The sequence below is a fragment of the Streptomyces sp. NPDC051104 genome (assembly GCF_040682835.1).
GTDB classification, from domain to species: domain Bacteria; phylum Actinomycetota; class Actinomycetes; order Streptomycetales; family Streptomycetaceae; genus Streptomyces; species Streptomyces cynarae.
In genome coordinates, this window is sequence record NZ_JBFBBS010000012.1 from 82503 (window position 1) to 108705 (window position 26203).

A 26203-nucleotide genomic window follows, 5' to 3' on the forward strand; every position below is an offset into this window, starting at 1 on the left:
GCAACACCCCGGCACCAACCGCACGCGAAAAGGCGACAGAAGATGTCCGGCTTCCGCGAGACCGTTGACGCGCAACGGTCCAACGAACGCGGAGGTCGGACATGCCGGGACCACTTCAGGGCAAGGTGGCACTCGTCGCCGGGGCGACGCGGAGCGCGGGGCGGGGCATCGCCGTGGAACTCGGCGCGGCCGGGGCCACGGTCTACGCCACCGGGCGCAGCACGCGCGAGCGGCGCTCCGAGTACGACCGGCCCGAGACCATCGAGGACACCGCCGACCTGGTGACCGCGGCCGGTGGGTACGGCATCGCCGTACCCACCGACCACCTCGTCCCCGCCCAGGTGCGCGCCCTGGTGGACCGCATCGACCGCGAACAAGGGCGCCTCGACATCCTCGTGAACGACGTCTGGGGCGCCGAGAAGCTGTTCGAGTGGGACACCCCCGTATGGGAACACGATCTCGACAAGGGACTGCACCTGCTGCGGCTCGCCCTCGACACCCACGCCATCACCAGCCACCATGCGCTGCCCCTGCTGCTGCGCACCCCCGGCGGCCTGGTCGTGGAGATGACCGACGGAACCGCCGAGTACAACCGCGACACCTACCGGGTCTCCTTCTTCTACGACATCGCCAAGGCGGCCGTGCTGCGCATGGCGTTCGCCCTCGGCCACGAACTCGTGCCACGCGGCGCCACCGCGGTCGCCCTGACCCCCGGCTGGCTGCGCTCGGAGCTCATGCTCGAGCTGTACGGGGTGACGGAGGACGACTGGCGCGACGCCCTCGAGCGCGAACCCCACTTCTGCATCTCCGAGAGCCCGTACTACGTCGGCCGGGCCGTCGCCGCGCTGGCCGCCGACCCGGAGGTCTCCCGCTGGAACGGCGCGTCGCTCTCCAGCGGGCGGCTCGCCCAGGTCTACGGCTTCACCGACCGGGACGGCAGCCGCCCCGACGCCTGGCGCTACCTCGTCGAGGTGCAGGACGCGGGCAGGCCGGCGGACGCGACGGGGTACCGCTGACCCCGGCAGCCGCCGTGCGGCGGGGCTGAAGGGCGCCCAGGATGGGCAGGGAACACGTCGTCCTGGGCGACGGCGCCACCCCCGGAGGCGACGACGGTCGGCTCCGATCGGTCCGCGGCGCCCGTCCCCGCCCCGCTCCGACGAAAGCAGGAGTCGCATGCAGTACGTGAAGCTCGGTTCGACGGGTCTCGAGGTGTCCCGGATCTGCCTGGGCTGTATGAGCTTCGGCCTGCCCGACCGCGGCACCCATACCTGGACCCTCGACGAGGAGGCCTCCCGGCCGCTGATCCGCCGGGCACTCGACGCCGGCATCACCTTCTTCGACACCGCCAACGTCTACTCGGACGGCACCAGCGAGGAGATCGTCGGCCGGGCGCTCGCCGAGTACGCCCGCCGCGACGAGATCGTCCTGGCGACCAAGGTGCACGGCCGGATGCGGCCCGGCCCCAATGGCGGCGGCCTGTCCCGCAAGGCGATCCTGACGGAGATCGACCACAGCCTGCGCCGCCTCGGCACCGACTACGTCGACCTCTACCAGATCCACCGCTTCGACCCCACGACCCCCGTGGAGGAGACGATGGAGGCCCTGCACGACGTGGTCAAGGCGGGCAAGGCCCGCTACATCGGTGCCAGTTCGATGTACGCCTGGCAGTTCTCCAAGGCGCAGTACACGGCCCGGCTGAACGGCTGGACACGCTTCGTCTCCATGCAGAACCACTACAACCTCCTCTATCGCGAGGAGGAGCGCGAGATGCTGCCGCTGTGCGCGGACCAGGGCGTCGGCACCCTGCCCTGGAGCCCGCTGGCCCGCGGGCGCCTCGCCCGTGGCTGGGACGAGACCAGCGAGCGCAGCCGCACCGACGAGTTCGGCAAGAAGCTCTACCAGGAGGGCGACCGGGAGATCGTCGAGGCGGTGGCCTCGGTCGCCTCCGAACGGGGCATCCCGCGCGCCCAGGTCGCCCTCGCCTGGCTGCTGCACCAGGACACCGTCGCCGCACCCATCGTCGGCGTCACCAAGCCCCAGCACATCGACGACGCCGTCGCGGCGGTCGACGTGGACCTCAGCGACAAGGAGATCCAGGCACTCCAGGAGCCGTACACGCCCCACGCGATCAGCGGCCACTGACGCCTGGCCGAACGGAAGGGGCGGTACGCGGCGCGCGTGCCGCCCCCTGTTCTCGGGCGGGCTCTACGCGGAGCCGGCCAGCCATGGCCTCACTTGCCGGCGCGCCTCATGCAGACGGGACTTCAGCGTGCCCAGGGGGACACCGACGCGTTCGGCGACCTCCGCGTACTCCAGCTGGCAGATGTCCCGGTACACCAGCGGCGCCACCAGGTGCGGGTGTTCGCGCTCCAGCCGCTCCAGGGCGTCCAGCAGGTCCACGCGGGACCCGGCGATCACGCTGGTGGTGCGCGGATCCACGTGCTGTGCCGCGTCGATGGTCGCCGGCTGCTCGGCGGCCCGCCGCTTCAGCTCCCGGTACTTCTGCCGGGCGCAGTTGGCGACCACCGTGTACAGCCAGGTGCTGAAGCGGCTGCGGCCCTGGAACGTGGTGATCCGCCGGGCCACCTGCAACAGCACGTCCTGCGCCGCCTCCTCGGCATCCTCCCGGCACGGCAGGAACCGCCCGCAGCGCCGCACCACCTCCGGCTGGATCCGCTGGAGCAGCGCGTCCAGAGCCGCACCGTCACCCGCGGCCGCACGCCGGGCGAGCTCCTCTGCGTCGGCGGCATCCCCCACAGGGAGCTCCCCTCGAAGTCGATCTCCGAACAGGCATGATAGTCGTATGCAGCCCCTGGAGCGGATCGGCCGCTACCGCCTCGAACGCCGCCTGGGCGGCGGCGCCTTCGGCGTCGTCTGGCTCGCCCACGACGACGTCCTCGAAGCGCCCGTCGCGGTCAAAGTGCTCAGCGAGAACTGGGCCGACCGGCTGGACATCCGGGAGCGCTTCCTGTCCGAGGCCCGCCTGCTGCGCCGAGCCGGCTCCAGCCGGGTCGTCCAGGTCTACGACATCGGCGAACTGCCCGACGGCAGGCCGTACTTCGTCATGGAGTACGCCGACTCGGGCACCCTCGCCGACCGGATCACGACCGGTCCGCTCCCCGTCGCCGAGGCCCTGCGCCTGACCGCGCTCACCGCCCGCGCCGCGGCCGCCCTGCACGAGGCCGGCATCGTGCACCGGGACATCAAACCGTCCAACGTGCTGCTGCGGACCGGGCCCGACGGCTGCACCCGGCTGCTGCTGGCGGACCTCGGCCTGGCCAAGAGCCTGGCACAGGCGTCCGGGCTCACCACGGCCGCGGGCTCCGCCGGATACGCCCCACCCGAACAGACCGAACCCGGCTCCGGCATCGACGCACGCGCCGACGTCTACAGCCTCGGCGCCCTCGGCTACCACCTCCTCACCGGCACGGTCCCCGCCCCGCCCGGCAAGGTCCAGCGCCCCGACCGGCTCCGTCCCGACCTGCCGCCCGAGGTCCAGCGGGCGCTGATGCGGGCCATGGAGCCCGACCGTGACCGGCGCTGGCCGACCGCGGAGGCCTTCGCCGACGAGCTCGACCGGCTCGCTGGAGCGTCGTCCGCGCCGGCCCCGCGTCGCCCTCGCCGCCGTCGCGGCGGCGCGGTCCTCGCCCTGGCCGCGGTGGCCGTCGCAGGTGCCGCCGGAGCCGCCACCACCCTGCTGCTGCGGCACCCCGCTGCGGCGGACGTGACCGTGCAGGACTCCACCGGGCGCCTGCACGCCGCCGTGCCCGCGGCCTGGGGCCGCCAGCTGCGCGACGCCGGCTGGAACCCCGAGGAACTGGGCCTGCCGGCCGGGCGGGAGCCCGCCCTCGCCGTCGCCGACGACCTCTCACGCTGGCAGGACCTGAGCACCTCTGTGAACGGGGCGTTCATCGGGCTGAGCGAGCACGGGGACCTCTCCGCCAAGGTGCGCGCACTCGACCACACCGGCTGCCACTACCAGAGCAGCCGCGACTACCGCGGCACGGTCTGGCAGGGCCGCATACGCACCTGGGACGACTGCGACGGCGGCAAGGGCTCCGTGACCGAGGCCGCCCTCGCCCCGGCCGACGGCGCCGACGGACCCCAGGTCTACGTCCAGCTGCGCCAGGACGGCGGCGGCGACCGGACCGAGCGGATCCTGGACTCGGTGCGTGTCACCGGCTGACCACCGACGCGGTGCGACTGGCAGCCGCCCCGCCCGCCGCGGGACGCGCCGCCCGGACCACTGAGGAACGGGCCCTCCCGTACCCCCAAACGCCTCGCGCCAGAGCCGGACGTCGCGAACTTTTCCGCCCGAGCGGGCATCGGACAGAAAGACGGAGCATCTCGGCACCGTCGAGAACGCTCGCGCCCGGCGCGGGCGGCACGAGTTTCAAGGAGCAGTGGACATGGTGACCTTCCGGCGCGGCACAGCGGGCCCCGACCTGGTGCCCCGACAGGCAACGTTCGCCCCGTCGCGACGCCCGGCACTCCCCCAAGCTCTTCGAGCAGGGGGTACCCCCACTCTCGCCGCACCGGCCGAAAGCCCAAGTACGTCCAGTACGAGGGCCTCCGGCCGGCACTCCCCCAAGCTCTTCGAGCAGGGGGTACCCCCAGAGAGCACGCACCGGACGCCGCTCCTTGACGGGCGAACGTTGCCTGCCGGGGCACTGGACGCCATGGACCCCTTCCTGACGGCGCGACGCGTGGTGTCCGCGCTGGGCGCGGTCGCCGCCCTGACCCTGCTCACCGCCTGCGGAAACGACCAGGGCACCGCCGGTGCTCCGCAGAAGCTGCCCGGCACGGCCCAGCCCGCCTCCGGCGACCAGTCGACCGGCGACGGCACCGCGACCAGCAGGGGCGGCACCTCCGCCGACCCCGCGGCGTCGGGCGGCACCCGCACCACGCCCTCCGCGGCGGCCACCGGGGGCGGCACCACGAGCGGCACCCGTTGTCACACGTCCGCACTGCGCGCGTCCGTCGGGGCGAACAACCCGGGAGCCGGTCAGGAGAACTTCCCCCTGGTCCTGACCAATCGCTCCGGGCGCACCTGCACCATCGACGGCTACCCGGGCGCCGCCTTCGTGGACGCCTCCGGCAAGCAACTGGGCCCGGACCCCAAGCGCAGCTCTGGCAGCCCCACGAAGGTCACGCTGGCGCCGGGCAGGAGCGCCTGGGCCGGACTGACCTTCTCCAACCCGGAGGTCAGCGGCGCCCGCACAGCCACCCCCGCAGCCCTCCTGATCACCCCGCCCGACGAGAAGGCCTCCCTGAAGGTGACGTGGCCGGGCGGCGCGGTGCCCGTGTCGGGCAACTCCTCCTCGGTCTTCCTGACGCCCTTCCAGCCCGGCACCGGCGCCTGATCCGCCCTGCCCCTAACCCCGCTGCCCGCTCCGGGGCAGCGGGGTTCGTCATGGAACCGCTGCCGTTGTCACAGGACGGCAACACCTCCCCTGCGCCCCGATCTTTTCCGCCGCCCCCGCCCATCGAACCCGTCGACCCACACGGCACGACGGCTCCGCCCGGAGCCGCACGACGAGGAGACGGGGACGAACATGAACGGCATCTCACGCAGGCGTCTGCTGACCGCGGGGGCGACGGCGGGCGCGCTGGGCGCACTGTCCGCCTGCTCGGCCGGCGGCTGGTCCGTGACCGGCGAGGCCCCCTCGAACGGCAGGGGGACCCCTGAGAACCGGCCCCTGAAGCTCATCGGCGACGGTTCCACCGCGGACACCGGCACCCAGCCGAAGCAGCCCAGGGCGGAGCGACTGAAGCCCGGTCAGCGGCCACCGCAGTTCGTGGTCTTCTCCTGGGACGGCGCGGGAGAGCTGAGCAACAACCTCTTCTCCCGCTTCCGCAAGGTCGCCGCCGACCACGGCGCGTCGATGACCTTCTTCCTCAGCGGCATCTACACGCTGCCGGAGTCCAAGAAACACCTCTACCGTCCGCCACAGCACCCGGTGGGCGCCTCCGCGATCGGCTACCTCGGCGACCGACACATCCACGCCACGCTCCAGCAGGTGCGCGGGGCCTGGCTGGAGGGCCACGAGATCGGCACCCACTTCAACGGCCACTTCTGCGGCGCCGGCGGGGTGCGCGACTGGTCGCCGGCCGAGTGGCGGAGCGAGATCGACCAGGCCGTCCGCTTCGTCACCGAGTGGAAGACCAACACCGGCTTCACCGACCTGGACCCGCTGCCCTTCGACTACCGCAAGGAACTCATCGGCGGCCGCACGCCGTGCCTGGAGGGACAGGCACGCCTGCTGCCCACCGCGGCGGCGCTCGGCTGGAAGTACGACGCCAGCTCGCCCGGGGGCCTGCAGATCTGGCCCGGCAAGGTGCAGGGCGGCCGGATCTGGGACTTCCCCCTGCAGTCCATACCGTTCTCCGGCCACTCCTTCCAGGTCCTGTCGATGGACTACAACATGATGTTCAACCAGTCCGGCGGAAACCCCCTGGGCGACCGCTCCCGGTACGGCGCCTGGCGCGCCCAGGCCCGGGACACCTACCTGGCCGGCTTCCGGCGCGCCCATGACACCAATCGGGCGCCCCTCTTCATCGGCAACCACTTCGAACGCTGGAACGGCGGCATCTACATGGACGCCGTCGAGGAGGCCATCGGACGGATGGCCCAGTACGACGACGTGCGGTTCGTGTCCTTCCGCCAGCTGGTGGCATGGCTGGAGGCCCAGGACCCGGCCGTCCTCAGGAAGCTGCGCACCCTCGCCCCCGGACAGTCGCCGCTCGGCGGCTGGGCGGAGTTCCTGGGCGCGTCCGCGTCAGCCACGGCGACCGCGAACTGAGCGGTCCCTCATCGGCGTTGTCCGCACCGGTAGAGCCGGAGCTGGACGGAGCCCGTGCCGCCGTACGCCGTCGGCGGCACCGCCGTGCAGTGCGTGGTGACCCAGCGCGTGATCGCGGTCGTGGTGGGCGACGCGGCGGTGCCGGTGTGCTGCGCCGTCGCTTCGTACCGGTCACTTCCTCCGTGCTCATCGGCCTTCCGCTGCCGCCCCGCCGCTTGTGTGCCCCGGACGGCGACGTAGTGCAGTTCACCGGAGTCGACGAGCCGGCCGAGTCCGTCGGGGGAGGGGAAGGGGACCTGTCCGGTGAAGCCGCCCATGGCCAGCACGGACGCGTTGGCTGCGATGATGTAGGGGGCGGCATCCGCCCAGTCCGGCATGGCCGCGAGGTACTTCGCCCCGTCCCGGTGTGCCGTCAGGTAGGCCAGGAGCCGTGTGCGCGGCGGCGTGAGCCGGTTCGGTCCGCCGCCCCCCGAGAGGCCGGCGGGTCCGACCCTGCCCATGCCGCCGGGCTGGTTGTAGCGCGGGGACAGCGCCGAGGCCGACCACGCGGCCGGTATCAGCAGCACCGCGGCGAGACCGGCCGCCAGGCCGGCCACGGCTGTCCGTGGCCGGCGGGCCGCCAGAGCACGGCCTACGCCGGTGAGCACCAGGGACAGGACGCACAGGCCGACGGCGGCGGGAGCCAGCCACCCGAAGAAGTGGCGGTAGTACAGCGTCAGGGCCGCGGCCCACAGGACGTTCGCGGCGGTCACCGCCGGAAGGACCCAGGCATGGCGGCCGCCGGCCCGGTACGCCCCCCAGGCCCGCACCAGCCCGGCACCGCTCAGGGCCGCGAGGGCCACGGCGACGACGCCCATGTAGTACGTGTGGCCGGTGACGCTGCCGAAGCTGAACGCGGCGAAGAAGGTGGCCAGCCACACCCCCCACAGCAGATACCCGGCGAGCACCGGATCGGTGCGGGGGACAAGGCGGCGCCGCGCGGCGGCGAGACCCCACACAAGGCCGCACCCGGCCAGTGGGTAGAGCCAGCCCGTCTGGGTGGCGAGACCCGGGCTGAACATCTTCAGCACGCTGTTGCCCATGCCCGGACCCCTGTGGTGGGCTCGCCCCGCGGTGTGGCCGGTGCCTCCGGCCTCCCTGGCTGAACTGCCCTTGCCCGAGCCGCTGTCGGTGGCCGCGTGGTCCGGGCCCGTCTCGCCGGCGACGACACTGCCCGTGTCCGCCGCGTCCACGCCCAGCGAGGTGAACCGGGTCAGAAAGTTGTAGCCCACGACCATGCCCACGGCCGAGTTGTTCGTGGTGCCGTCTATGTAGGGACGCGACTGAGCGGGGACGGCGGTCGCCACGGCCACCCAGGAGGCCGACACCGCCACGGCGACCGCGCCGGTCACCGCGACACGGCCGATCCTGCGCCGCAGGGTGGTGGGGGCGGCCACCAGATAGGTGACGGCCAGGGCCGGCAGCACCGCCCAGGCCTCCAGCATCTTGCACTGGAACGCCACCCCGACCCAGACGCCGGCCGCCAGCAGGGGGCGCAGCCGGGCCCGCGCGACGGCCCGCCAGGTGGCCTCGGCGGCCAGGAGCAGCAGCAGGACGAACGGCGCGTCCTCCACGATCGACCGGCCCAACCCCACGGCCACCGGGGTGAGCGTCAGGAACGCCGCGGCCAGCAGCCCCGCCGGGACCCCGGCCCAGCGGCGCACCAGCAGGTGCAGGAGGAGGACGCAGGCCACGCCCTCGATCGCCTGGGGCAGCACCAGTGCCCAGGGGTGGAAGCCGAAGACCATGGCCGACAGCGCCTGCGGCCACAGGAAGCCGGGCTCCTTGTCGAGGGTGATGGAGTTGCCCGGGTCGAACGAACCGAAGAAGAACGCCACTGGGTTGTCGGTCATGCTGCGCACGGCGGCGGCGTAGAACGTGTGGTAGACGCTGTGGTCGATGCCCCACATGCAGAGAACCGCCGCGAGCGCCGCTATGGCCCCCAGTACCGGGAGTTCGTAGCGCGGCCGTGGCGGCCGTGGGCTTTGGGGAGGCAGCCCTCCGCCGTGCGTGCCGGCCCCGGCGGTCGCGGTCGCCGTACCCCTCGCCGGCGTCGCGTCGCGCGCTGCGGTCTGCTCCGAATGAGCGCTGAGCATAGGTGGCCTTCCCGGACTGCCGCTGTCTTCTCACCGTCGCGTCGGCCCGTTGAGCGGCACGTGCGACCGGATGATCCGACTATGAAGAAGTAGGCATTCCGTGGCCGTGTTGCATGAGAGGTACAGGATGTCGGTAAGAGCCCGCTCCTTTCGGACGGGCGCCCGACGCGGAGATGGCGCGCCGGTGACCGGAGCATTGCGGAAGGGGTAACAGGCCTCCGGCCCGCCCGACGGCTGCGGACGGGCCGGACGTCGTGGACCGAAGGGGAGTCGGCGGTAGGGTCAGGACCCGGTGCGGTGAAGGGCGGCGAACACCCCGCGGTGCTCACCGCCGTCCGGCGAGCGCCAGCCCGCGGTGACATGGCCCGTGGCGTCGGCCGGTGCCGTTTCCCCGGGTTCCAGGACGCGCGTCACGCGGAGGTTCAGCGACGAGGGGGCCGCGGAGCCGGTCGCGTGCATGGTGACGAGGGTGTCGTGGGATCCGTCGGTCACGGTCGTCGTGACGCCCCCGGTCGCCGCCGGCGTACCCGTGAACCGGACGGTGACGGACGGGTCGGGGGTGTCGGACCGGCTCTGCGCCTGGGGTTCGGCGCGGCCCTGGAGCAGCGCCAGCAACTGAGCGACGAGCACCGGGTCGTGCGTACCGTCGTAGATCCATCGCCGTCCCAGCACACCGTGCTCGGAGGTGCCGACGAGCGCCTGTTCGGCTCCTTCGAGGGGCGCGCCGCGGTAACTCAGCGGTACGTGGTACGAGACCGGCGCCGGTCCGGACTCGTCGGTGGCCACCAGGAACTCGATCCCGACCTCGCCCTCCGGGTCGTCCAGCCGGAACCCGCCGGTCCTGGACAGCTCCGGCGCGCGGCCCGTGCCGACGTACCAGGGCCGGGTGGGGAGCCAGACGGTGAGGAGTTCCAGCTTGGTGGGGGTCATCGTGGTGTTGTGGATGATCGCCATGCCGGCGAACCTATCCAATCCCTCCCGCCGATGCTGCGGTGAAGGAGTGAAGGAATACGTCCTGTCGGCCGGGGGGCGGTACGGAAGCAGGGCATTGGGAAGAGAATGTTCGATCCCTTCAGGTTGGACCGCACGATGACACACCTCACCGGACAGACGACCGCCCGCGGCACCGCCCTGCTCGCCGACCCGTTGCTCAACAAGGGCACGGCCTTCACCCGCGAGGAACGCGCGGAACTCGGCCTGGACGGACTGCTGCCGCCCGCCGTGGAGACCCTCGAGGAGCAGGTCGGCCGCGCCCACCAGGCGTTCCTCGGCTACGACAAGCCGCTCAACCGGCACATCTACCTGCGGCAGCTGCAGGACACCAACGAGGTGGTGTTCTACCGCCTGATCACCGAACACCTCGAGGAACTGCTGCCGATCGTCTACACCCCGACCGTCGGGGAGGCGTGCCGCCGCTTCAGTGAGATCTACCGGCGGCCCCGCGGCCTGTTCCTGTCCTGGGAGGACCGCGACCGCTTCCGGGAGATCCTGCGCAATCGACCCCACAAGGGCGCCGTCGACGTCATCGTCGTCACCGACGGCCAGCGCATTCTCGGTCTCGGCGACCAGGGCGTCGGGGGCATGGGCATCCCGATCGGCAAGCTGAGCCTCTACACCGCGATCGGCGGCATCCACCCGGCGCGCACCCTGCCGATCCTGCTCGACGTCGGCACCGACAACGAGCAGCTGCTGTCCGATCCGCGCTATCTGGGCCGGCGGGAGCACCGGCTCACCGGGGCGCAGTACGACGAGATGATCGAGGCGTTCGTCTCGGCGGTGGAGGCGGAGCTGCCGGGCACGCTGTTGCAGTGGGAGGACTTCGCCACCGTCCACGCCCGGCCGATCCTCACCCGTTACCGCGACCGGCTGCTCACCTTCAACGACGACATCCAGGGCACCGCGGCGGTGGTGCTCGGCGCCCTGTCCACGGCCTGCCAGGTGGTCGGCACGCCGCTGACCGAGCAGCGGCTGGTCGTCCTGGGAGCGGGCTCCGCCGCCGTTGGTGTCGCCGACATGATCCGTGCCGCCCTCGTGGACGAGGGACTCTCCGAGAAGGACGCGGCGGGCCGCTTCTGGTTCGTCGACGTCGACGGACTGCTGGTGGACTCGCGCGACGATCTGACCGACGAGCAGCGGGTGTACGCGCGCGCGGACGAGGAGGTGGCCGGCTGGGGTGACACCGGGCTCGCCGAGGTGGTGCGCCGGATCGAACCGACCGCGCTGATCGGGCTGTCGACGGCGCACGGCGCGTTCACCGAGGAGATCGTGCGGCAGATGGCGTCCACCTGCGAACGGCCGGTGATCTTCCCGCTGTCCAACCCGACCTCGCACGCCGAGGCCGATCCCGCGGACATCGCCCGCTGGACGGACGGCAGGGCGCTGATCGCCGCCGGGTCGCCGTTCCCGCCGCTGGAGGTGGACGGTCACCGGATTCCGGTGGCGCAGGCCAACAACGTGTACATCTTTCCCGCGATGGGGCTCGCGGTGGCGGCCGGCGGGGCCACCCGGGTCACCGACCGGATGCTGGTCGCCGCGGCACGCGCCGTCGCCACGCGGGCCGCCGAGGCGGCCGCCGGAGTTCCGGGCCCCGCCCCGCTGCTGCCGCCGCTCGGCGGCATGCGGGAGGCCGCCCGGGAGATCGCGGTGGCCGCCGCGCTCGCCGCCGTCGAGGACGGGGTGGCCCCCAAGGCGACCGAGGCGGAGGTGCGCCAGGCGGTCGAGAAGACCCAGTGGATACCGGACTATCCGGCCCGCTGACGCGGAGCAGATCACGGACCAGAGCCCTGCCGGCCCGCCCCGTGACGGGGAGGAGCGGCAAGGTGCCGCCCCGGCAGCGGTGGCCCTGCAGACGGCAGGGCTACTGCGGCGGGGCTGGACCCCGGGCACCCCCGTCCACGGGACGCCTTCGTGGACACCGCCGAACCGCTGCGGTGACGGGGCCGCCGTCCGGAGAGTCGTCGATCCGAGACGAGAGGTGCCGTGCCGATGGATACCCCCGGATCAGGCGGGCCGGAACCGGACATCAGTGTCGTCGTCATCGTCTACAACGACGCCCCGCGTCTGACGACAGCCGTGCGTTCCGTGCTCGACCAGACGCTGCGCAACGTGGAAGTCGTCATCGCGGACGACTGTTCCACCGACGGTTCGTACGACGTCGCGTGCTCCCTCGCCGCCGCCCACCCCGGCCGTGTGCGCGCGATCCGGCTGGCCGAGAACAGCGGCGGCTGCGGCGAGCCGCGCAACCAGGGCCTGGCCGTGGCCCGCGGCCGCTATGTGATGTTCCTGGACAGCGACGACACCCTCGAGGCCAACGCATGCCGCAACCTGCTGGAAGCGGCGGACCGCACCGGCGCCGACCTGGTCTCGGGACGGTGCGTCCGGGTGCACACCGACAGCAGACACGACAAGCGGATCCCCTGGTACCCCTGGCTGTACCGGTCCACGCGCACCGTCGAGTCCATCGCCGAGCTGCCGGACCTCTTCGTCTTCGACACCCTGTCGACGAACAAGTGCTACCGGCGTGAGTTCCTCCTCGACAACGGGCTCGCCTTCCCGCGCGGCATCCACTACGAGGACCTGCTCTTCTCCGCTCAGGCCTGTCTCGCCGCCGGACGCATCACCCTGATCCCCCACACCGTCTACTTCTGGCACGTCGTCCAGAAGACCACGGCCAAGTCGATCAGCAACCGGCGCCACGAGATCAACAACTTCGCCGACCGGCTCGAGATCCACCGCCGCATCGACGAGGTGCTGAAGCGACGCGGCCTGGACGAGCTCAAACTGCGCAAGGACACCAAGTTCCTCAAGCACGACCTCGCGCTCTACCTCCGCGACCTGCCGTTCCTCGACGACGGCTACCGCCACCGGTTCGCCGAACTGGCCCGCGGCTACATCCAGGACTTCCCCGAGGCGGCGTACGCCGAGCTGGACCGGGTGCACGCCATCTGCGCCCACCTGCTGATGCGGGAGGACTGGGAGAACCTGATGCCGGCCGTCGACACGCTGATCAACCGTTCCAAGATCTCCACGCCGCTCGTCGAGCGGGACGGCCGTATCTACTGGTGCGACCGGTACCTCGATGACCCCGAGGCGCGCGACGTCATGGACGTCACCGCCCTCGGCCACCACGGCAGAGAACTGAACGAGATGTTCCTGCGCAACGTGCTCACCGGATACGCCGTGCGCGGTGACCTGGTGCTGCTCGAGGGCGCCGTGGTCAACCCCCTGCACACCGTCTCCCCGGACGCCCGCCTCACCGCCGAGCTGGAGTTCCGGGCCCGCCGCCGCAGTCTGCGGACCTTCCGGTTCCCGGTGGCGACGGTGCGTCACGCCGGCGACACCCTCACCTGGCGCGCCGCCGTACCGCTGACCGGCCGCTTCCGGCCGGTCGGCGTGGTCGACGAGGTGTGGGACGTCCGGCTGCACCTGACCGCGGACGGCAGGCGCACCACGACCCGGATCACCGCCGGCGACGTCGATCTGGAGAACTCCGCGTCCGTGCCCGTACGCCCCCGGCTCGGCCGGTTCGTCGCCGACCGGCTCGCACCGCAGGTCTCCGCCAAGGGGCATCTGGCCTTCCGGCTCACCCAGCACGGTCCGGCCGCCCGGCGCGGCCGCGCGCTCGTGGACCGCAATCTGCACGGCCCCGCGGCCCGGACCGTCAAGGGCACCTACCGCGCCCTGCGGGCCATGCGCAGGGACCTGTCCTCCCACTCGCGCAAGGCGCAGGCCTACCACCACATGCTCCGGCTCCTGCCGGTCCGCAAGGGCACCGTCGTCTTCGAGAGCCACCTCGGCAAGCAGTACAGCGACAGCCCGCGAGCCATCCACGAGGAACTGCGGCGCCGCCGGGTGCCCGTCAATGCCGTCTGGTCGTACGCGGGGGAGCGGCCCGAGGGGTTCCCCGAGGACGCCGAACTCGTCCGCCGCTGGTCCTGGCGGTACATCAGGGCCCTCGCCCAGGCCGAGTTCTGGATCGACAACCAGGGCTTCCCGCTCATGCTCCGCAAACGCCCGGAGACCACCTACATCCAGACCTGGCACGGCTCGGCCCTGAAGCGGATGGGCTTCGACGAGCCCTCCTACCGGGTGATGTCCGAGCACGAACAGCGCGCCTTCCAGCAGGCACTGGACCGCTTCGACCACTTCCTGGTGCGCAGCGAGCACGACGTGCGCACCCTCGCCCGCGCCTACCGCATCCCGGAAGGGAAACTGCTGCGCACCGGCTACCCGCGCAACGACGCACTCGTCCGGGCGGCCCGGCACCCGCAGACGGCCGACCCGGCGGTACGCCGGACCGCCGAACGCCTCGGCATCCGTCCGGACAGTCGCGTGGTGCTGTACGCGCCCACGTTCCGCGCCCGCCCCGACGGCGGCGTACGCGACCTCCGACCGCCCTTCGACGTGGAACGCTTCGCCGACCGCTTCGGGGACCGGTACACGCTCCTGGTACGCCCCCACTATCTGAACCGGGTCACCCTGCCGCCGTCGGTGGCCGGCCGGGTGATCGACGTGGCGCGGGAGCCGGACATCACTCCGCTGCTGCTTCTTTCCGACGCCCTGATCACCGACTACTCGTCGGTGATGTTCGACTATGCGCTGCTCCACCGGCCGCTCGTCTTCCTCGCCCATGACTGGGAGGAGTACTCCCAGGACGTACGCGGCACCTACTTCGACCTGTTCGAGGAGGCCCCGGGCCCGGTGGTGCGCACCGAGGACGCGCTGTTCTCGGCGCTGTCGGACCTGCGCGCCCTGAGCACCCGGTACGAGGCACGGCTCAAGGAGTTCGTGGACAAGTACGGCGAGTACGACCGCGGGGACGCCGCGGCCCGCATCGTGGACCGCTTCTTCGCACCGGCCGGAGAGGGCCGATGACGGGTCGTCAGATTTTCTTCGTCGCCAATGAGGTCAACGAACTGGGGGGCGTGGGCCGTTGGCAGACCCAGATGGCCCGGCTGCTCGCGGAGCGGGGTCACCGGGTGACGATCATCGGTGTCTCCCCGCCAGAGGTGCCGATGAACCTCGGCGAGAACCCGCCCTTCGAGACACGCACCCTGTACGAGCGGCGTCCCCCGGCCCATCACCGGCCGCGCCCGCTGCTGGGCCGGTTCGACCCGGCGGTCCGGGGGCAGGAGGCGGACGGGCGCGCCGCCGCCGAGCGGCTGTCCCGTGTCTTCCGCGCCGCCCGCCCCGGCGCCGTCATCGTCGTGACCCAGGTCTGGGCGATGGAGTGGGTGGCGCTCGCCGACACCGCCGGGCACCCGGTGATCGGCATGAGCCACGAGTCCTTCGAAGCCTCCCGCGCGTCCTCGCGCTTCGAACGGGTGCTGACGTACTACCGGAACGTGGACCGGCTGCTGGTCCTCACCCAGGAGGACGCCGACCTGTGGGTGGGCGAGGGCCTGAACAACGTCGGCTTCATGCCGAACCCGCTGCCGCTGACACCGGGCACCCCCTCACCGCGCACGGAGAAGGCGGTATCCTGCATCGGCCGGCTCAGCCACGACAAGGGTGTCGACCTGCTGCTGGACGTGTGGGATCAGGCCGCGCCCAGGCAGCCCGGCTGGATCCTGCGCATCCACGGAGCCGGCGAGAAGGAGACCGAGCTGCGGCGGCAGTGCGCGGAGCTGGGCCTGGACGACTCGGTGGAGTGGGCGGGGCAGACCGACGACGTGACCGAGGCGCTGCGACGGTCCTCGGTGTGCGTGCAGTCCTCCCGCAGGGAGGGCTTTCCGCTCGTCCTGCTGGAGGCGATGGCGTGCGGGGTGCCGTGCGTGGCGTTCGACTGCTCACCCGGCGTGCGGGAGATCGTCCGCGACGGCGAGGACGGTCTGCTGGCCCGGCACGGCAACACCTCCGAACTGGCCCGCCACCTCGTGCGTTTGATGTCCGACGAGAAGCTGCGCGACACTCTGGGGACGAGGGCGCGGGAGAACGTCCGGCGTTTCGCCCCGGACGTGATCACCCGCCGGTGGGAGGAGCTCTTCGACTTCCTGGAGCGCTGAACCGGAGGTATGCCGGTGCCGGTCCGCCCAGGAGCGAACCGGCACGTGGTCGTCGTTGGGGGTTGGTAAGCCGTCAGTACCTGCCGTGGCCGCCGCCGTGGCCGCCGCCGTGGTCACCGCCGCCACCACCGAAGTGGTAGCTGTCGTAGTCCCAGTAGCCGTGGTCGCCGTGGTCTCCATGGCCGTAACCCCAGTCGCCGCAGCCCCAGTCGTCGTCGCAGTAGTTCGTCTGGACCGAGGGGTGCACCACTGGCGGGGTGCTCGCCATCGCGACACCGCTGCCTGCCGCACCGGCCAGCAGCATCGTGCCGGCGACCAGTGCGACCCTGCGTCGGACGTTCGTCATCGCGTCTCTCCTTGCTCACAGGCACGGAGGCCCTCTTTCGTCCTAGTTTGTTCCAGCCTGCGGCGGGCCCCCTGAGAAGAGGCTGAGAGCAGTTCGACGCGCGGTCGCGCCCCTGCCTCCGTAGGGTGAGAGGGAGAGGTCGGCCATGCGAGTGCTGGTGATCGAGGACGTACGGGGACTCGCCGCGGCGATTGCTCACGGGCTCGCCGAGGAGGGCTTCGTCACCCGTGTCGTCCACGACGGCTTCGAGGGCCTGTGGCGGGCCGTCCACGAGCCGTACGACGTGATCCTGCTCGACCTCATGCTGCCCGGCATCTCCGGATACGAGGTGCTGAAGCGGCTGCGGGCCGCCAGGGTGTGGACGCCCGTCCTCGTCCTGACTGCGAAGGACGGCGAGTACGACGAGGCGGACGCCCTCGACCTCGGCGCCGACGACTACCTGAGCAAGCCGTTCTCGTACGTCGTGCTGGTCGCCCGGCTGCGGGCCCTGCTGCGGCGCGGGGCGCCCGCCCGGCCGGCCGTGCTGGCGGCCGGCGACCTCGCCCTGGACCCCGCGCGCCGCCACTGCCGCCGCGCGGGGCGCGAGATCACCCTGACCGCACGCGAGTTCACGCTGCTGGAGTTCCTGCTCCGGCACCCCGACGAAGTGATCAGCAAGACGGACATCCTCGACCACGTCTGGGACGAGAACTTCGACGGCGACACCAACATCGTCGAGGTCTACATCAGCTATCTGCGGCGCAAGATCGACGCCCCCTTCGGCCGCCGGACCATCGAGACCGTCCGCGGGGCCGGCTACCGGCTGCACGCCACCGGGAGGTGACCGTGCGCCTCCCCGTCCCCGCGTGGTGGGCCCGGCGCTCCCTGCGCCTGAGGCTGACCGCCGCGGCCGCCCTGATGATTGCGGCGGCCCTGGTCGGGGCGGCCTGTCTGCTGGTCGTCTGGCTGCGCATGAGCCTCATCACCGGCCTCGACCAGACCGCGCTCCAGCGGGCCCAGGTCATCGCCGCCAGCGTCGACACCGACAGCCTCGCCCGCGTCCTGCCGGCCTCCGGCAGCGGCGACACCGTCGTCCAGGTCGTCGACACCCGGCACGTGGTGCGCTCGAGCTCCGCGAACCTGGAGGGCCGGCCCGCGCTGTTCGGCTTCCCGCCGACCGTCTCGGGCACGGCCCACAGCGTGCACGGACTGCCCCTGAGCGGAGACGGAACCTGGCGTGCGGTGGCTCTCGCCGCCGGGGACAAGGACGACCCGGTAACCGTGTACGTCGCGGTGCCCACCGCGGCCATCGACCACAACCTGGCCCAGCTCACCGTGGGCCTCGCCATCGCCGTGCCGCCGGCCGTCGCCCTGCTCACCGGCGTCTGCTGGCTGCTCACCGGCCGGGCGCTGCGCCCCGTGGAGGCCCTGCGCGCCCAGACCGCCGAGATCACCGCCTGCGACCTGGGCCGCCGCCTCGACCCGCCCCCGGCCGACGACGCCCTGGGCCGGCTCGCGCGGACCCTCAACGACCTGCTGGCCCGGCTGGACGTCGCCACCCGGCGGCAACGGCAGTTCATCGCGGACGCCGCGCACGAGCTGCGCTCCCCGCTGAGCAGTCTGCACACCCAACTGGAGGTGGCCGTCCGGCACCCCGGCTCGGCCGACTGGGCCGCCCGCGGACCCGCCCTCGTCGAGGAGAGCGAGCGGCTGTCCCGGCTCGTCGACGACCTGGTACGGCTGGCCCGCCTGGACGCCCGGCCCCGGCTGCGCATGCGCCCCGTGGACCTGGACGAGATCGTCTTCCACGAGGTCCGCCACGCCCGCCGGCACACCTCTGTGGTCATCGACCAGCGCGCCGTCAGCGCGGCCCGGGTGTACGGCGACGGGGACGCCCTGGCCCGGGTCGTGCGCAATCTGCTCGACAACGCCCTCCGGTACGCCGTCCGACGGATCGAGGTCAGCCTGGGCGTCCGCGACCGCGCCGCGCTCCTGGTGGTCGCCGACGACGGTCCCGGCATCCCGGTGGCCGACCGCCGCCGTGTCTTCGACCGCTTCACCCGCCTGGACGGGGCCCGCGCCCGGGACACCGGGGGAAGCGGCCTCGGCCTCGCGATCGTCCGCGACCTCGTCGTCGCCCACCACGGCCACATCGGCATCGAGGACAACGACCCCGGAGCCCGCATCGTGGTCCGCATCCCGGCGACCGACGCCTGACCGGTCGGCTGGTCCCCGGCCTCAGGCGCCCGTGTCCCGGCCCAGGGCCCGCGCCCGGAACACACCCGGCGTGGTGCCCGTGCGCAGCCGGAAGAACTTGGTGAAGTCGCTCGGATCCGCGAAGCCCGGCCGCCCGGCGACCGCCCTCGCCGGCAGACCGCTGTGCTGGAGGAGCCGCCTCCCGTCGGCCTCGGGCAGGCCGGGCCCGAACCGCTGCACCTGCCCGGGACGGATCCACAGCCAGGAGCTTGGGCCCAGATCGTGGTCGACGAAGTCCACCGCCAGGCGCAGGGGCCGTCCGCCACCGCGATCACCTGGTGGAAGACGGGGCGCAGCGGGGCGTACGGACGCCATGACCACCCCGCACGGCCTCGGCTACGTCAGCCAGGTCCCGAACCCGCACGCCGCACCAGCCGTGACGCCTACCCCGAGCGGTTCCGGATGACCGAGGCGGACATCGAGAACGCCATCGAGGTGCCCGCCGTACCGCCGCTGCGCTCCTGATACTTCACCGTTTCGTCACAGTGTGAGCATCGTCACAACCGACCGGCCCCCATGCCGGTCTAGCGTGCAAAGGACCGCAGAAACTTGGAAAGGAAGGCCCGGCATGGGGGACATACGCAGACGGGGGGCCGTCGCGCTCGGGATCACGGGGCTGGTGGCGCCGCTCACCCTCGCGCTCACCAGCGCTCCCGCCGAGGCGGCGAGCTGCACCACGCAGACCGGTCCGTACCAGAAGCAGGTGGAGAAGTTCCTCGGCCGCCCGGTCGACGGCAGGCAGTCGCCCGCCGACTGCAAGGCCGTCCAGGCCTTCCAGAACAAGCACGGCATCACACCCGCCATCGGCTACGCCGGGCCCGTCACCTGGGGCGTGATGGACCTGATGAACAAGCAGAAGGCCGTCGGCAAGAACCCCAACAAGGACGGCAAGTGCCCGGTCAACAAGGGCCGCATCGCCTGCGTCAACCTGACGCTCCAGCTCAGCTGGATCCAGGACGGCAGCCGCCTCGTCTACGGACCGGTGCCGGTGCGCACGGGGCGCAAGGGCTATGCGACCCGCACCGGCCTGAAGAAGATCTACTGGCGGGACCTGCACCACGTCTCGACCATCTACAACGTCCCCATGCCCTACAGCCAGTTCTTCGACGGCGGGCAGGCCTTCCACTCGGTCAACCTGAGCATGTGGAACCCGCCGGGCTCCCACGGCTGCGTCAACATGACCACGGCCGACGCCAAGAAGTACTGGTCGCTGCTGAAGGTCGGCGACGACGTGTTCGTCTACGGCCGCAAGCCGGGCACGTGAGACAGGCACCCGGCTCGGCCGCAGCGGAGCGTCACACCGCCGGAGCGTCCCCGAAGCCCGGGATCTCCAGGCGGACACCGCCCTTCAGCGCCGACTGGTGCGCGATGATCCCGGGCAGGGTGTAGCGGGCCGCGACCCAGGCGTTCACGGAAGGCAGGGTGCGGGAGTTGACGGCCGTCACGAAGTCGTCCACCAGGAAGTGGTGGCTGCCCTCGTGGCCGTTGTGCAGGTTGTCGAACTCCCGCGGCAGCCGCGAGCGGTCGTGCACCGGTGCCGACCCGGAGGTGAAGGCGGCCCGCAGCTCCGGCGCGATGTGCTGGAGCGAGGGGTCGTCGGGGGCCATGGTCGGCTTGGGCTCAAGGAGCTCCGTGATGTCCTTGACCCCCTTCTTGTCCTGCCACAGGGCCACCGTGGCGAGCTGCTCCATGCTCGCCTCGGTGCCGAAGAACCTGAAACGCGACTCCCGGATGTGCGACGGGTAGCCGACCCGACGGAACTCGTTCGTACGGAACGAGCCGCCGCCCGCCACCTCGAACAGCGCGGTGGCGTTGGAGAAGTCGTTGTCGAACTGGCTGATCTCCGTGTCGAAGACCCCGTCCCCGCGTTCGTCGCGCACGCCGATCGCGGACACGCTCACCGCGTGCGTCTGCCAGGCGCCGAGCACACCGCCCACCGAGTGGGTCGGGTAGAGCAGTGGGGGATAGCTGGCGGTGCCTGTGATTAATTCCACCGCAAAGAAATCTTGTGGGAGTCGGGTCGCATGACCGCACGCGCCGCCAGCTGGCTGCCCCTGAGTCCCGGCGAGCGTGCCGTGGCGATCGAGGTGCTCGTCCACGGGCCGCTCTCGCGCGCCGACCTCGCGCGACGGCTCGACCTCTCGGCCGGCAGCCTCACCCGGCTCACCAAGCCGCTGATCGAGTCGGGTCTGCTGATCGAGGTCGCCGACGGGGGCGGTCCGGCCGAGGGCCGCCAGGGGCGACCCTCGCAGCCCCTCGACGTCGTCGCCGAGTCCCGGACGTTCCTCGGCTTCAAGATCACCGAAGAGATGGTCTACGGCGTGGTCACCACGCTCAGAAGTGACGTCGTCGCCCGCCTGGACCGCCCGCTCACCAGCCACGATCCCTTCCATGTGGCCGCGCTGCTGGCGGAGATGACCGGCGCGCTCACGGCCGAGTTCCCGACGGCGGCGGGCATCGGCATCGGCGTCGGCGGACTCGTCCAGGACCGCGCCGTGGTCGGCGAGTCCGCCTTCCTGCACTGGCGCGAGGTACCGCTGGCCCGGCTGGTGGAGGAGCGCACCGGGCTTCCGGTGGTCGTCGAGAACGACGTCGCCGCGCTCGTCGAGGCCGAGACCTGGTTCGGGGCCGGCCGCGGTCTGGAACGCTTCGTCGTCCTCACCATCGGCGCCGGCATCGGCTACGGCCTCGTCCTGGGCGGCAAGCGGGTGCCCTGCGCCGAGGAGGACGGCGGCTTCGGGCGGCACTGGATCATCAACGCCAACGGGCCGCTCACCCCGTCCGGCGAGCGCGGCAGCGCGGTCTCACTGCTGACCATCCCCAGCATCCGCTACCAGATCCTGGCCGCCACCGGCAGCGACAAGACGTACGAGGAGATCCTCGGGCTCGCCGCCGCCGGCGAGCCGATGTGCTCCCGCGTCGTCGACGAGGCCGCGCGGGCCCTGGGCACGCTGGTCGCCCAGATCTCCAACTTCGCGATGCCGCAGAAGATCCTGCTGGCCGGGGAGGGGGTGGGGTTGATGGACGTGGCCGGGAAGACGGTGGAGGAGACCATCCGCGCCCATCGTCACCCGCTGGCCGTCCCGGTCGGCCTGGAGACCAAGGTCTCCGACTTCCACGACTGGGCGCGCGGTGCGGCGGTGCTGGCGATCCAGGTGCTCGTGCTGGGTGTCGTGGACGGATGAGGTGTCCGGCCGGCCGGAGATGACGTGATCAGCTTCACGGTCCGGAATGCCGGGAGGTGCCTGATTGCTCACATCGCCATCACGCTGGGGCCCGTATGCTTCACGGCATGTCCACCACTCCTGAACCCGTAGCGGAGCGGTCCGCCGACGAGGTCAACGAGGAGATCCGGGCACTGTGGTTCCGCAGCGGCGGGATCCTGAGCCTCGAGGAGCGGCGGGAGTACCAGCGGCTCGTCCTGGAATGGGCCGCGGCCTCCTCGCCGCGTCGGACGAAGGCGGCCTGACCGCCCGCTCGGCCACCTCCCGCGTTGCGACCACCCGACGGCGGCCGGCTCGGCATACCCGCGGCAGGCCCGGTTACCTCCGGCACCCGCGGCACCCCCGAGAGGACCGCGACCCGGCCGCTCAGCCCCAGGTCCCCGAGTACGCCCGGCGATAGGCGTTCCGTTCCTGCTCCGACCGGATGTAGCGCGTGGCCACCAGCGCGACCAGGCTGCCGGCGATCACCAGCAGACCGGGCCCGACGTTCCGCGGGTCGGTGAGCCGCGACAGGAGTCCGTCCGCCGTTCCGGTGGCACCGACCTCCTGGACCGCGCCCGGTGCCGCCGACCCGGGCGCGATCGCCGCACCCTGAGACGCCGAGACGGACGGCGCGGGAGCGGTGGAGGCCCCGGCGCTCGCACCGCCCGGCGCCTGCCCCTGCTCCGTCAGCTGGACCCCGAGCGCGGCCATCGCCCTCGTCACCGGCTGGAAGAACGTCGTACCGCCCGCCTGGCAGTCCCCACTGCCGCCCGAGGTCACCCCGAGCGCGATGCCCTCGGAGAACAACGGGCCGCCACTGTCGCCCGGTTCGGCGCACACCGTGGTCTGGATGAGACCGGTGACCGAGCCCTCCGGGTAGTTCACCGTCGCGTTCAGCGCGGTGACCTCGCCGTCGTGCAGACCGCTGGTGCTGCCGCTGCGGAACACCTTCTCACCCACCACCGGGTCCCCGGCCGCCGTGATGCGCACCCCGCGCCCGCCCCCGATGGCCACGACGTTCTCCCCGGGCGTCGCCTGCCCGTTCTCGTACCGGATGAGGGAGAAGTCGCCGTCCCCGGGGAACTCCGAGGTGACGGTCCGGCCCAGTTGCGTCCGGCCCGTGTTGTCGGAGAACCAGAGCGTGCCGCCCGGGCCGCAGTGCCCGGCGGTGAGGATGAACTGGCCCTGCCCGTTGGTCACGTTGAAGCCCGCGGAACAGCGGCCGCTGGTCGAGAAGATCGGCTGGGCGCCGGCCGCGCGGGTCGTGAACCGTCCCTGGGTGCGCCCCATCCGGACGAAGTCCCCGATGCCGTGGGCGAGTTCCGTCATACGGGACCAGTCGGACGCGGAGACCGTGCGGTCGGCCTGCACCACGACCTGGTTGGTCCGGTAGTCCACGGACCAGGCGGTGCCCGCCACCCTGGGGGCGGAACTCAACGTCTTCGTGGCCGACTTCAGCTGGTCCATGCTGTGCCGCACCATCTTGGCCCGGGCCCCGGCCGCTGTCACAGCGTCCGCCGCGGCCCTGTCCGTCACGGCGACCACGGGCTTCCCGTCGGAGGCGAGCCAGCTGCCCGCCGTCCGGGAGGTGCCGAGCCGGGACACCAGTTGGGAGCCCGTCTGTGAGGCGGTCACGGCCGACGTGCCCGTGCTGAAGGGGGTCTGCGCGCCGGACGGTTCGCTCGCCAGGGCCTGGGTGACCATCAGACCGCCCAGGAGCAGTCCGCCGACGGCCGCGATGCGAGCCCCCCGCCGGACGATCCGTCGTCGTGCATGCCTCATCCATGGCTCCCGAACCCGAACAGCACGGCGTCACCACCGCGGGGCACTCCGGTCGTCGCGCGCCCTCACTCCATACGTGCGCACGTGCCCGGGTGTTCACCGACGCGCCGCGGAAGTCACGCCGTCGGCCGGGCGTCGCCGGTCAGGCGCGAGTGGATGAAAGGACCTACGAGCGCCGCAGCGAGACGCCGCTGTGCTCGTCCCCCCACAAGGAGTCCCCGTTCACGTACGGGCGCAGCAGCGCGGTCAGCGCCGTGTCGCCGCGCCCGTTCAGCTCGTCGGAGGCGATCTTGCGGGCGATCCCCGCGAGGAAGTCGGCGAGCTGCACCCGCGGATCGAGCCGGGAGTCGACGAGCCGGAACCCGAAGAGCCCGGTGGTCTCCTTCAGCCAGGCGATGCGCTGCGCGGTGAGCACGTTCTGCTCGTCGTGCACGAGCGCGACCCGGTGCCCGCCCGCTCCCCAGTACGCCGCGGTGCGCACAAGGGCCGGCAACAGGGGGTTGAGGGCCGGGACGACCGCCGGCCCGTCGGCGATCCGCGCCCGGTACGCCCGCGCCCTCTCCCGCGCCCCGGCCAGCAGCGCGAGGGTCTCGACGCCCGCGTCGCCCCGCGGACCTGCCCGGAGCAGGTCTTCGACGACGCGGAAGAAGGAGTCGACGGGAGCCTCCGGCTGCCCGTTGCTCCTGGCCCGCATCAGGTCGTTGGACGCCTCCAGGAAGCGCTGCCACCGCTCGTCTCCGAAGCGCTCACGCCCGGTGCGGAAGAGGGCGAGGGCGGGCGCCGGATCGCCGAGCAGCAGGTCCACCACACGATCGACCACGAAGAACGACTTCTCCACGAGCAGGACATGGGCGTGCCCGTGCAGCGGCCCCGAGGCGCCGAGAAACCATTCCAGCACCGCGCGGTGCTTCTCACGCAGCAGATGGGTGGCCTTGTACTCCTCCGCGGGCGAGCGGATGCGGTCCCGGATCTCCTGGACGTGCGCGGTCGCCGAGGGGAGAGGCAGATGCACACTGGCGTGCGCGAACACGTCGGTGTTCCCGCTGGTGAGGTTCTCGCCGTCCGATCCCGACTCGTCGCAGGCCACCTCCAGCAGTCGGCCCGCGGTCCGCGCGCGGACCGTACTCTCACGATGCCGGCTCACCCTCTCGCCCCCTGCCCTCGTACCGCATGAGGATCATCCCGCACACGGTGCACGGCGAACCGTCCCACGCCGCCGGTGGACTCCCGCCAATCCCCGGCTACTCGGAAGTAACTGTCTACGCGTCAGTAACTCTCGCGTGGTCTGGTGTCCATCATTGGACGTGAACATGTCCGGCGCGGCCGTGGCGGAGACGCCGTCGCCGCACGGACGCGATGTGGACGAGAGGGAAGGGACGGGCATGACAAGACGTGGTGCGGTGCGCCGCATCGGCGCGGTATCGGCGGTCGTGGCGCTGGGCATCGGCGGCTCGGTGACCGCCGCGGGAACCGCCTCCGCTGCTCCCGCGGCAACCACCGTGAGCGTGGCGGCGGCACAGGCCGCCGGCGTCGACTACGCCACCTGGCAGGCGGATGTGAAGGCGGTCATCGACCAGGCGCTGCCGTACCTCCGGCAGCGCACCGCGACCGGGCAGAAGCTCGCGATCGTCTTCGACATCGACAACACCACCCTCGAGACGTACTTCCACCCCTGGTACCAGGTGCCCACCCCGGCGGTCCAGCCGTCCCTGGAGCTCGCGAAGTACGCCAAGTCCCGAGGAGTCTCCGTCTTCTTCGTCACCGCGCGCCCCGGCATCATCGAGGCCGAGACCAAATGGAACCTCAAGACGGTGGGCTACCCGGTCGACGGCCTCTCCGTGCGGGATCTGCCGGACCTGTTCGACGAGGTGAGCGCGTACAAGACGAGCAAGCGCGCGGAGATCGAGGCGCAGGGCTACACGATCATCGCCAATGTCGGCAACAACGACTCCGACCTGGTCGGCGGCCACGCCGAGCGCACGTTCAAGCTGCCCGACTACGACGGCACGTTGTCCTGACGGTCCTTTCCGCGTGAGAGGGCGCCGGTACGGCCGTACCGGCGCCCTCTCACGTGAGGCACCTACACTGCGCTCATGCACGCGCTCCTGGATCAGCTCGGAACGGGCAAGTACCTGTTGGTCACCAGCTACCGCCGGAACGGCACCCCGGTGGCCACCCCGGTCTGGGTGGTGCGGGACGGTGACGCGCTCGGTGTGTGGACCGCCGCGGACTCCTGGAAGGTGAAGCGGATCCGGGCCCGCTCCGACGTGCTCGTCGGCCCCTGCGACCTGCGCGGCAACCCGACCGGCGAGCAGATCCCCGCCACCGCCGAGATCTGCGACGCGGCCACCACCGCACGCTACCGGCAACTGATCGCCCGCAAGTACGGCCTCGTCGGCCGCCTCACCCTTCTCGGCAGCCGGCTGCGGCGCGGCGAGAAGGGCACGGTCGGCATCCGGGTGACGCCGGCTCAGGCATAGAACGGCCGGCGGACGCGGGAATCTCCGCGGTGGTCGTGGCGGGGGCCGCTCCCGGCCCGGCCGGCACGGGTAACGCCCCCGTGAGCAGGGCGACGGCCAGGCGCGCCGGTATCCGAAGCATGCTTCGCCTGGCTGCCGTCATGCCAGAGCTGTCTCCCTATGTAGACATCATCTTGGATATGGGACGGGATGAAGGGAGTATGGGCCGCGTC

Annotated in this window: 23 protein-coding genes and 1 pseudogene; 16 read left to right on the forward strand and 8 right to left on the reverse strand. The window is 71.9% G+C overall.

Annotation, left to right across the window (positions count from 1 at the left end; genetic code table 11):
- The first annotated feature begins 101 nt into the window (after nt 1–101).
- Nucleotides 102–1016, forward strand: coding sequence for an SDR family oxidoreductase (locus AB0N14_RS19370; protein ID WP_366026895.1), 915 nt, complete (start codon nt 102–104; stop codon nt 1014–1016).
- 157 nt (nt 1017–1173) lie between these two features.
- Complete coding sequence (locus AB0N14_RS19375) at nt 1174–2142, forward strand: aldo/keto reductase (RefSeq protein ID WP_366026896.1); 969 nt, start codon at nt 1174–1176, stop codon at nt 2140–2142.
- A 63-nt stretch (nt 2143–2205) separates the two neighbouring features.
- Here the strand turns inward: AB0N14_RS19375 and AB0N14_RS19380 are convergent, their stop codons facing one another.
- Nucleotides 2206–2757 carry an RNA polymerase sigma factor gene (locus tag AB0N14_RS19380; RefSeq protein WP_366026897.1) on the reverse strand — a complete coding sequence of 184 codons (552 nt, stop codon included), beginning with the start codon at nt 2755–2757 and terminating at the stop codon, nt 2206–2208.
- 46 nt (nt 2758–2803) lie between these two features.
- On the opposite strand from AB0N14_RS19380, the gene AB0N14_RS19385 reads away from it, so the two are divergent.
- The 3 genes from AB0N14_RS19385 to AB0N14_RS19395 all read left to right on the forward strand — a co-directional run bounded on the left by AB0N14_RS19385 (nt 2804) and on the right by AB0N14_RS19395 (nt 6803).
- Complete coding sequence (locus tag AB0N14_RS19385; RefSeq protein WP_366026898.1) at nt 2804–4186, forward strand: serine/threonine-protein kinase; 1383 nt, start codon at nt 2804–2806, stop codon at nt 4184–4186.
- A gap of 493 nt (nt 4187–4679) precedes the next feature.
- Entirely contained in the window at nt 4680–5363 is a 684-nt protein-coding gene (locus AB0N14_RS19390) for a DUF4232 domain-containing protein (RefSeq protein ID WP_366026899.1), read from the forward strand.
- Nucleotides 5364–5555: 192 nt separating this feature from the next.
- Nucleotides 5556–6803, forward strand: coding sequence for a hypothetical protein (locus AB0N14_RS19395; protein WP_366026900.1), 1248 nt, complete (start codon nt 5556–5558; stop codon nt 6801–6803).
- Nucleotides 6804–6811: 8 nt separating this feature from the next.
- Here AB0N14_RS19395 and AB0N14_RS19400 read toward each other — a convergent pair whose 3' ends face one another.
- Together AB0N14_RS19400 and AB0N14_RS19405 are read right to left on the reverse strand one after the other, a co-directional pair.
- Nucleotides 6812–8938: a glycosyltransferase family 39 protein gene (locus AB0N14_RS19400; protein WP_366026901.1), complete on the reverse strand. Its 2127-nt coding sequence runs from the start codon at nt 8936–8938 to the stop codon at nt 6812–6814.
- 282 nt (nt 8939–9220) lie between these two features.
- Nucleotides 9221–9892, reverse strand: a complete 672-nt coding sequence (locus AB0N14_RS19405; protein ID WP_366026902.1) for a 1,4-alpha-glucan branching protein — start codon at nt 9890–9892, stop codon at nt 9221–9223.
- Nucleotides 9893–10027: 135 nt separating this feature from the next.
- On the opposite strand from AB0N14_RS19405, the gene AB0N14_RS19410 reads away from it, so the two are divergent.
- The 3 genes from AB0N14_RS19410 (at nt 10028) to AB0N14_RS19420 (ending at nt 15942) form a co-directional block, all read left to right on the forward strand.
- On the forward strand, nt 10028–11695 hold the full coding sequence (locus AB0N14_RS19410; RefSeq protein WP_366026903.1) for an NAD-dependent malic enzyme: 1668 nt from the start codon (nt 10028–10030) through the stop codon (nt 11693–11695).
- Between the two features lie 228 nt (nt 11696–11923).
- Nucleotides 11924–14812, forward strand: coding sequence for a bifunctional glycosyltransferase family 2 protein/CDP-glycerol:glycerophosphate glycerophosphotransferase (locus AB0N14_RS19415; RefSeq protein ID WP_366026904.1), 2889 nt, complete (start codon nt 11924–11926; stop codon nt 14810–14812).
- Entirely contained in the window at nt 14809–15942 is a 1134-nt protein-coding gene (locus tag AB0N14_RS19420) for a glycosyltransferase family 4 protein (protein WP_366026905.1), read from the forward strand. Before AB0N14_RS19415 ends, AB0N14_RS19420 begins: the two co-directional genes overlap by 4 nt.
- Nucleotides 15943–16015: 73 nt before the next feature.
- Here AB0N14_RS19420 and AB0N14_RS19425 read toward each other — a convergent pair whose 3' ends face one another.
- The gene (locus AB0N14_RS19425; RefSeq protein ID WP_366026906.1) at nt 16016–16288 is read right to left on the reverse strand and encodes a hypothetical protein; all 273 of its coding nucleotides are present in this window, start codon (nt 16286–16288) and stop codon (nt 16016–16018) included.
- A gap of 145 nt (nt 16289–16433) precedes the next feature.
- On the opposite strand from AB0N14_RS19425, the gene AB0N14_RS19430 reads away from it, so the two are divergent.
- Together AB0N14_RS19430 and AB0N14_RS19435 are read left to right on the forward strand one after the other, a co-directional pair.
- Nucleotides 16434–17111, forward strand: coding sequence for a response regulator transcription factor (locus AB0N14_RS19430; RefSeq protein ID WP_366026907.1), 678 nt, complete (start codon nt 16434–16436; stop codon nt 17109–17111).
- A gap of 2 nt (nt 17112–17113) precedes the next feature.
- Nucleotides 17114–18484 carry an ATP-binding protein gene (locus AB0N14_RS19435; RefSeq protein ID WP_366026908.1) on the forward strand — a complete coding sequence of 457 codons (1371 nt, stop codon included), beginning with the start codon at nt 17114–17116 and terminating at the stop codon, nt 18482–18484.
- A 21-nt stretch (nt 18485–18505) separates the two neighbouring features.
- Here the strand turns inward: AB0N14_RS19435 and AB0N14_RS19440 are convergent, their stop codons facing one another.
- Nucleotides 18506–18763 (reverse strand): helix-turn-helix domain-containing protein, encoded by a 258-nt coding sequence (locus tag AB0N14_RS19440; RefSeq protein WP_366026909.1) that lies wholly within the window; start codon nt 18761–18763, stop codon nt 18506–18508.
- On the opposite strand from AB0N14_RS19440, the gene AB0N14_RS19445 reads away from it, so the two are divergent.
- Together AB0N14_RS19445 and AB0N14_RS19450 are read left to right on the forward strand one after the other, a co-directional pair.
- Nucleotides 18746–18988, forward strand: a complete 243-nt coding sequence (locus AB0N14_RS19445) for a non-oxidative hydroxyarylic acid decarboxylases subunit D (RefSeq protein ID WP_366026910.1) — start codon at nt 18746–18748, stop codon at nt 18986–18988. The two genes, AB0N14_RS19440 and AB0N14_RS19445, sit on opposite strands and share 18 nt — an antisense overlap.
- A gap of 103 nt (nt 18989–19091) precedes the next feature.
- Nucleotides 19092–19787: a L,D-transpeptidase family protein gene (locus AB0N14_RS19450; protein WP_366026911.1), complete on the forward strand. Its 696-nt coding sequence runs from the start codon at nt 19092–19094 to the stop codon at nt 19785–19787.
- Between the two features lie 31 nt (nt 19788–19818).
- On the opposite strand, the pseudogene AB0N14_RS19455 reads toward AB0N14_RS19450, so the two are convergent.
- Nucleotides 19819–20499: pseudogene (locus tag AB0N14_RS19455) on the reverse strand (gfo/Idh/MocA family oxidoreductase); the annotation flags it as partial.
- A gap of 48 nt (nt 20500–20547) precedes the next feature.
- Between AB0N14_RS19455 and AB0N14_RS19460 the strand changes: the two are divergent.
- Nucleotides 20548–21708, forward strand: a complete 1161-nt coding sequence (locus AB0N14_RS19460) for an ROK family transcriptional regulator (RefSeq protein ID WP_366026912.1) — start codon at nt 20548–20550, stop codon at nt 21706–21708.
- 95 nt (nt 21709–21803) lie between these two features.
- Complete coding sequence (locus tag AB0N14_RS19465; protein WP_366026914.1) at nt 21804–21992, forward strand: hypothetical protein; 189 nt, start codon at nt 21804–21806, stop codon at nt 21990–21992.
- A 121-nt stretch (nt 21993–22113) separates the two neighbouring features.
- Here AB0N14_RS19465 and AB0N14_RS19470 read toward each other — a convergent pair whose 3' ends face one another.
- Both AB0N14_RS19470 and AB0N14_RS19475 read right to left on the reverse strand, forming a co-directional pair.
- Complete coding sequence (locus AB0N14_RS19470) at nt 22114–23511, reverse strand: S1 family peptidase (RefSeq protein ID WP_366026915.1); 1398 nt, start codon at nt 23509–23511, stop codon at nt 22114–22116.
- Between the two features lie 166 nt (nt 23512–23677).
- Nucleotides 23678–24655, reverse strand: coding sequence for a DUF3800 domain-containing protein (locus AB0N14_RS19475; RefSeq protein ID WP_366026916.1), 978 nt, complete (start codon nt 24653–24655; stop codon nt 23678–23680).
- A gap of 238 nt (nt 24656–24893) precedes the next feature.
- Between AB0N14_RS19475 and AB0N14_RS19480 the strand changes: the two genes are divergently transcribed.
- Complete coding sequence (locus tag AB0N14_RS19480) at nt 24894–25529, forward strand: HAD family acid phosphatase (protein ID WP_366026917.1); 636 nt, start codon at nt 24894–24896, stop codon at nt 25527–25529.
- A gap of 75 nt (nt 25530–25604) precedes the next feature.
- Complete coding sequence (locus AB0N14_RS19485) at nt 25605–25991, forward strand: PPOX class F420-dependent oxidoreductase (protein WP_366026918.1); 387 nt, start codon at nt 25605–25607, stop codon at nt 25989–25991.
- Nucleotides 25992–26203 lie beyond the last annotated feature (212 nt).

Bases quoted from the DNA above. Each gene is read 5' to 3' on its own strand.
- AB0N14_RS19375 (WP_366026896.1), top strand. From the start codon at position 1,174: ATGCAGTACGTGAAGCTCGGTTCGACGGGTCTCGAGGTGTCCCGGATC.
- AB0N14_RS19430 (WP_366026907.1), top strand. From the start codon at position 16,434: ATGCGAGTGCTGGTGATCGAGGACGTACGGGGACTCGCCGCGGCGATT.
- AB0N14_RS19425 (WP_366026906.1), bottom strand. From the start codon at position 16,288: ATGACGAACGTCCGACGCAGGGTCGCACTGGTCGCCGGCACGATGCTG.
- AB0N14_RS19470 (WP_366026915.1), bottom strand. From the start codon at position 23,511: ATGAGGCATGCACGACGACGGATCGTCCGGCGGGGGGCTCGCATCGCG.
- AB0N14_RS19420 (WP_366026905.1), top strand. From the start codon at position 14,809: ATGACGGGTCGTCAGATTTTCTTCGTCGCCAATGAGGTCAACGAACTG.
- AB0N14_RS19450 (WP_366026911.1), top strand. From the start codon at position 19,092: ATGGGGGACATACGCAGACGGGGGGCCGTCGCGCTCGGGATCACGGGG.
- AB0N14_RS19410 (WP_366026903.1), top strand. From the start codon at position 10,028: ATGACACACCTCACCGGACAGACGACCGCCCGCGGCACCGCCCTGCTC.
- AB0N14_RS19390 (WP_366026899.1), top strand. From the start codon at position 4,680: ATGGACCCCTTCCTGACGGCGCGACGCGTGGTGTCCGCGCTGGGCGCG.
- AB0N14_RS19370 (WP_366026895.1), top strand. From the start codon at position 102: ATGCCGGGACCACTTCAGGGCAAGGTGGCACTCGTCGCCGGGGCGACG.
- AB0N14_RS19485 (WP_366026918.1), top strand. From the start codon at position 25,605: ATGCACGCGCTCCTGGATCAGCTCGGAACGGGCAAGTACCTGTTGGTC.
- AB0N14_RS19385 (WP_366026898.1), top strand. From the start codon at position 2,804: ATGCAGCCCCTGGAGCGGATCGGCCGCTACCGCCTCGAACGCCGCCTG.
- AB0N14_RS19480 (WP_366026917.1), top strand. From the start codon at position 24,894: ATGACAAGACGTGGTGCGGTGCGCCGCATCGGCGCGGTATCGGCGGTC.
- AB0N14_RS19400 (WP_366026901.1), bottom strand. From the start codon at position 8,938: ATGCTCAGCGCTCATTCGGAGCAGACCGCAGCGCGCGACGCGACGCCG.
- AB0N14_RS19395 (WP_366026900.1), top strand. From the start codon at position 5,556: ATGAACGGCATCTCACGCAGGCGTCTGCTGACCGCGGGGGCGACGGCG.
- AB0N14_RS19460 (WP_366026912.1), top strand. From the start codon at position 20,548: ATGACCGCACGCGCCGCCAGCTGGCTGCCCCTGAGTCCCGGCGAGCGT.
- AB0N14_RS19405 (WP_366026902.1), bottom strand. From the start codon at position 9,892: ATGGCGATCATCCACAACACCACGATGACCCCCACCAAGCTGGAACTC.
- AB0N14_RS19415 (WP_366026904.1), top strand. From the start codon at position 11,924: ATGGATACCCCCGGATCAGGCGGGCCGGAACCGGACATCAGTGTCGTC.
- AB0N14_RS19465 (WP_366026914.1), top strand. From the start codon at position 21,804: ATGCTTCACGGCATGTCCACCACTCCTGAACCCGTAGCGGAGCGGTCC.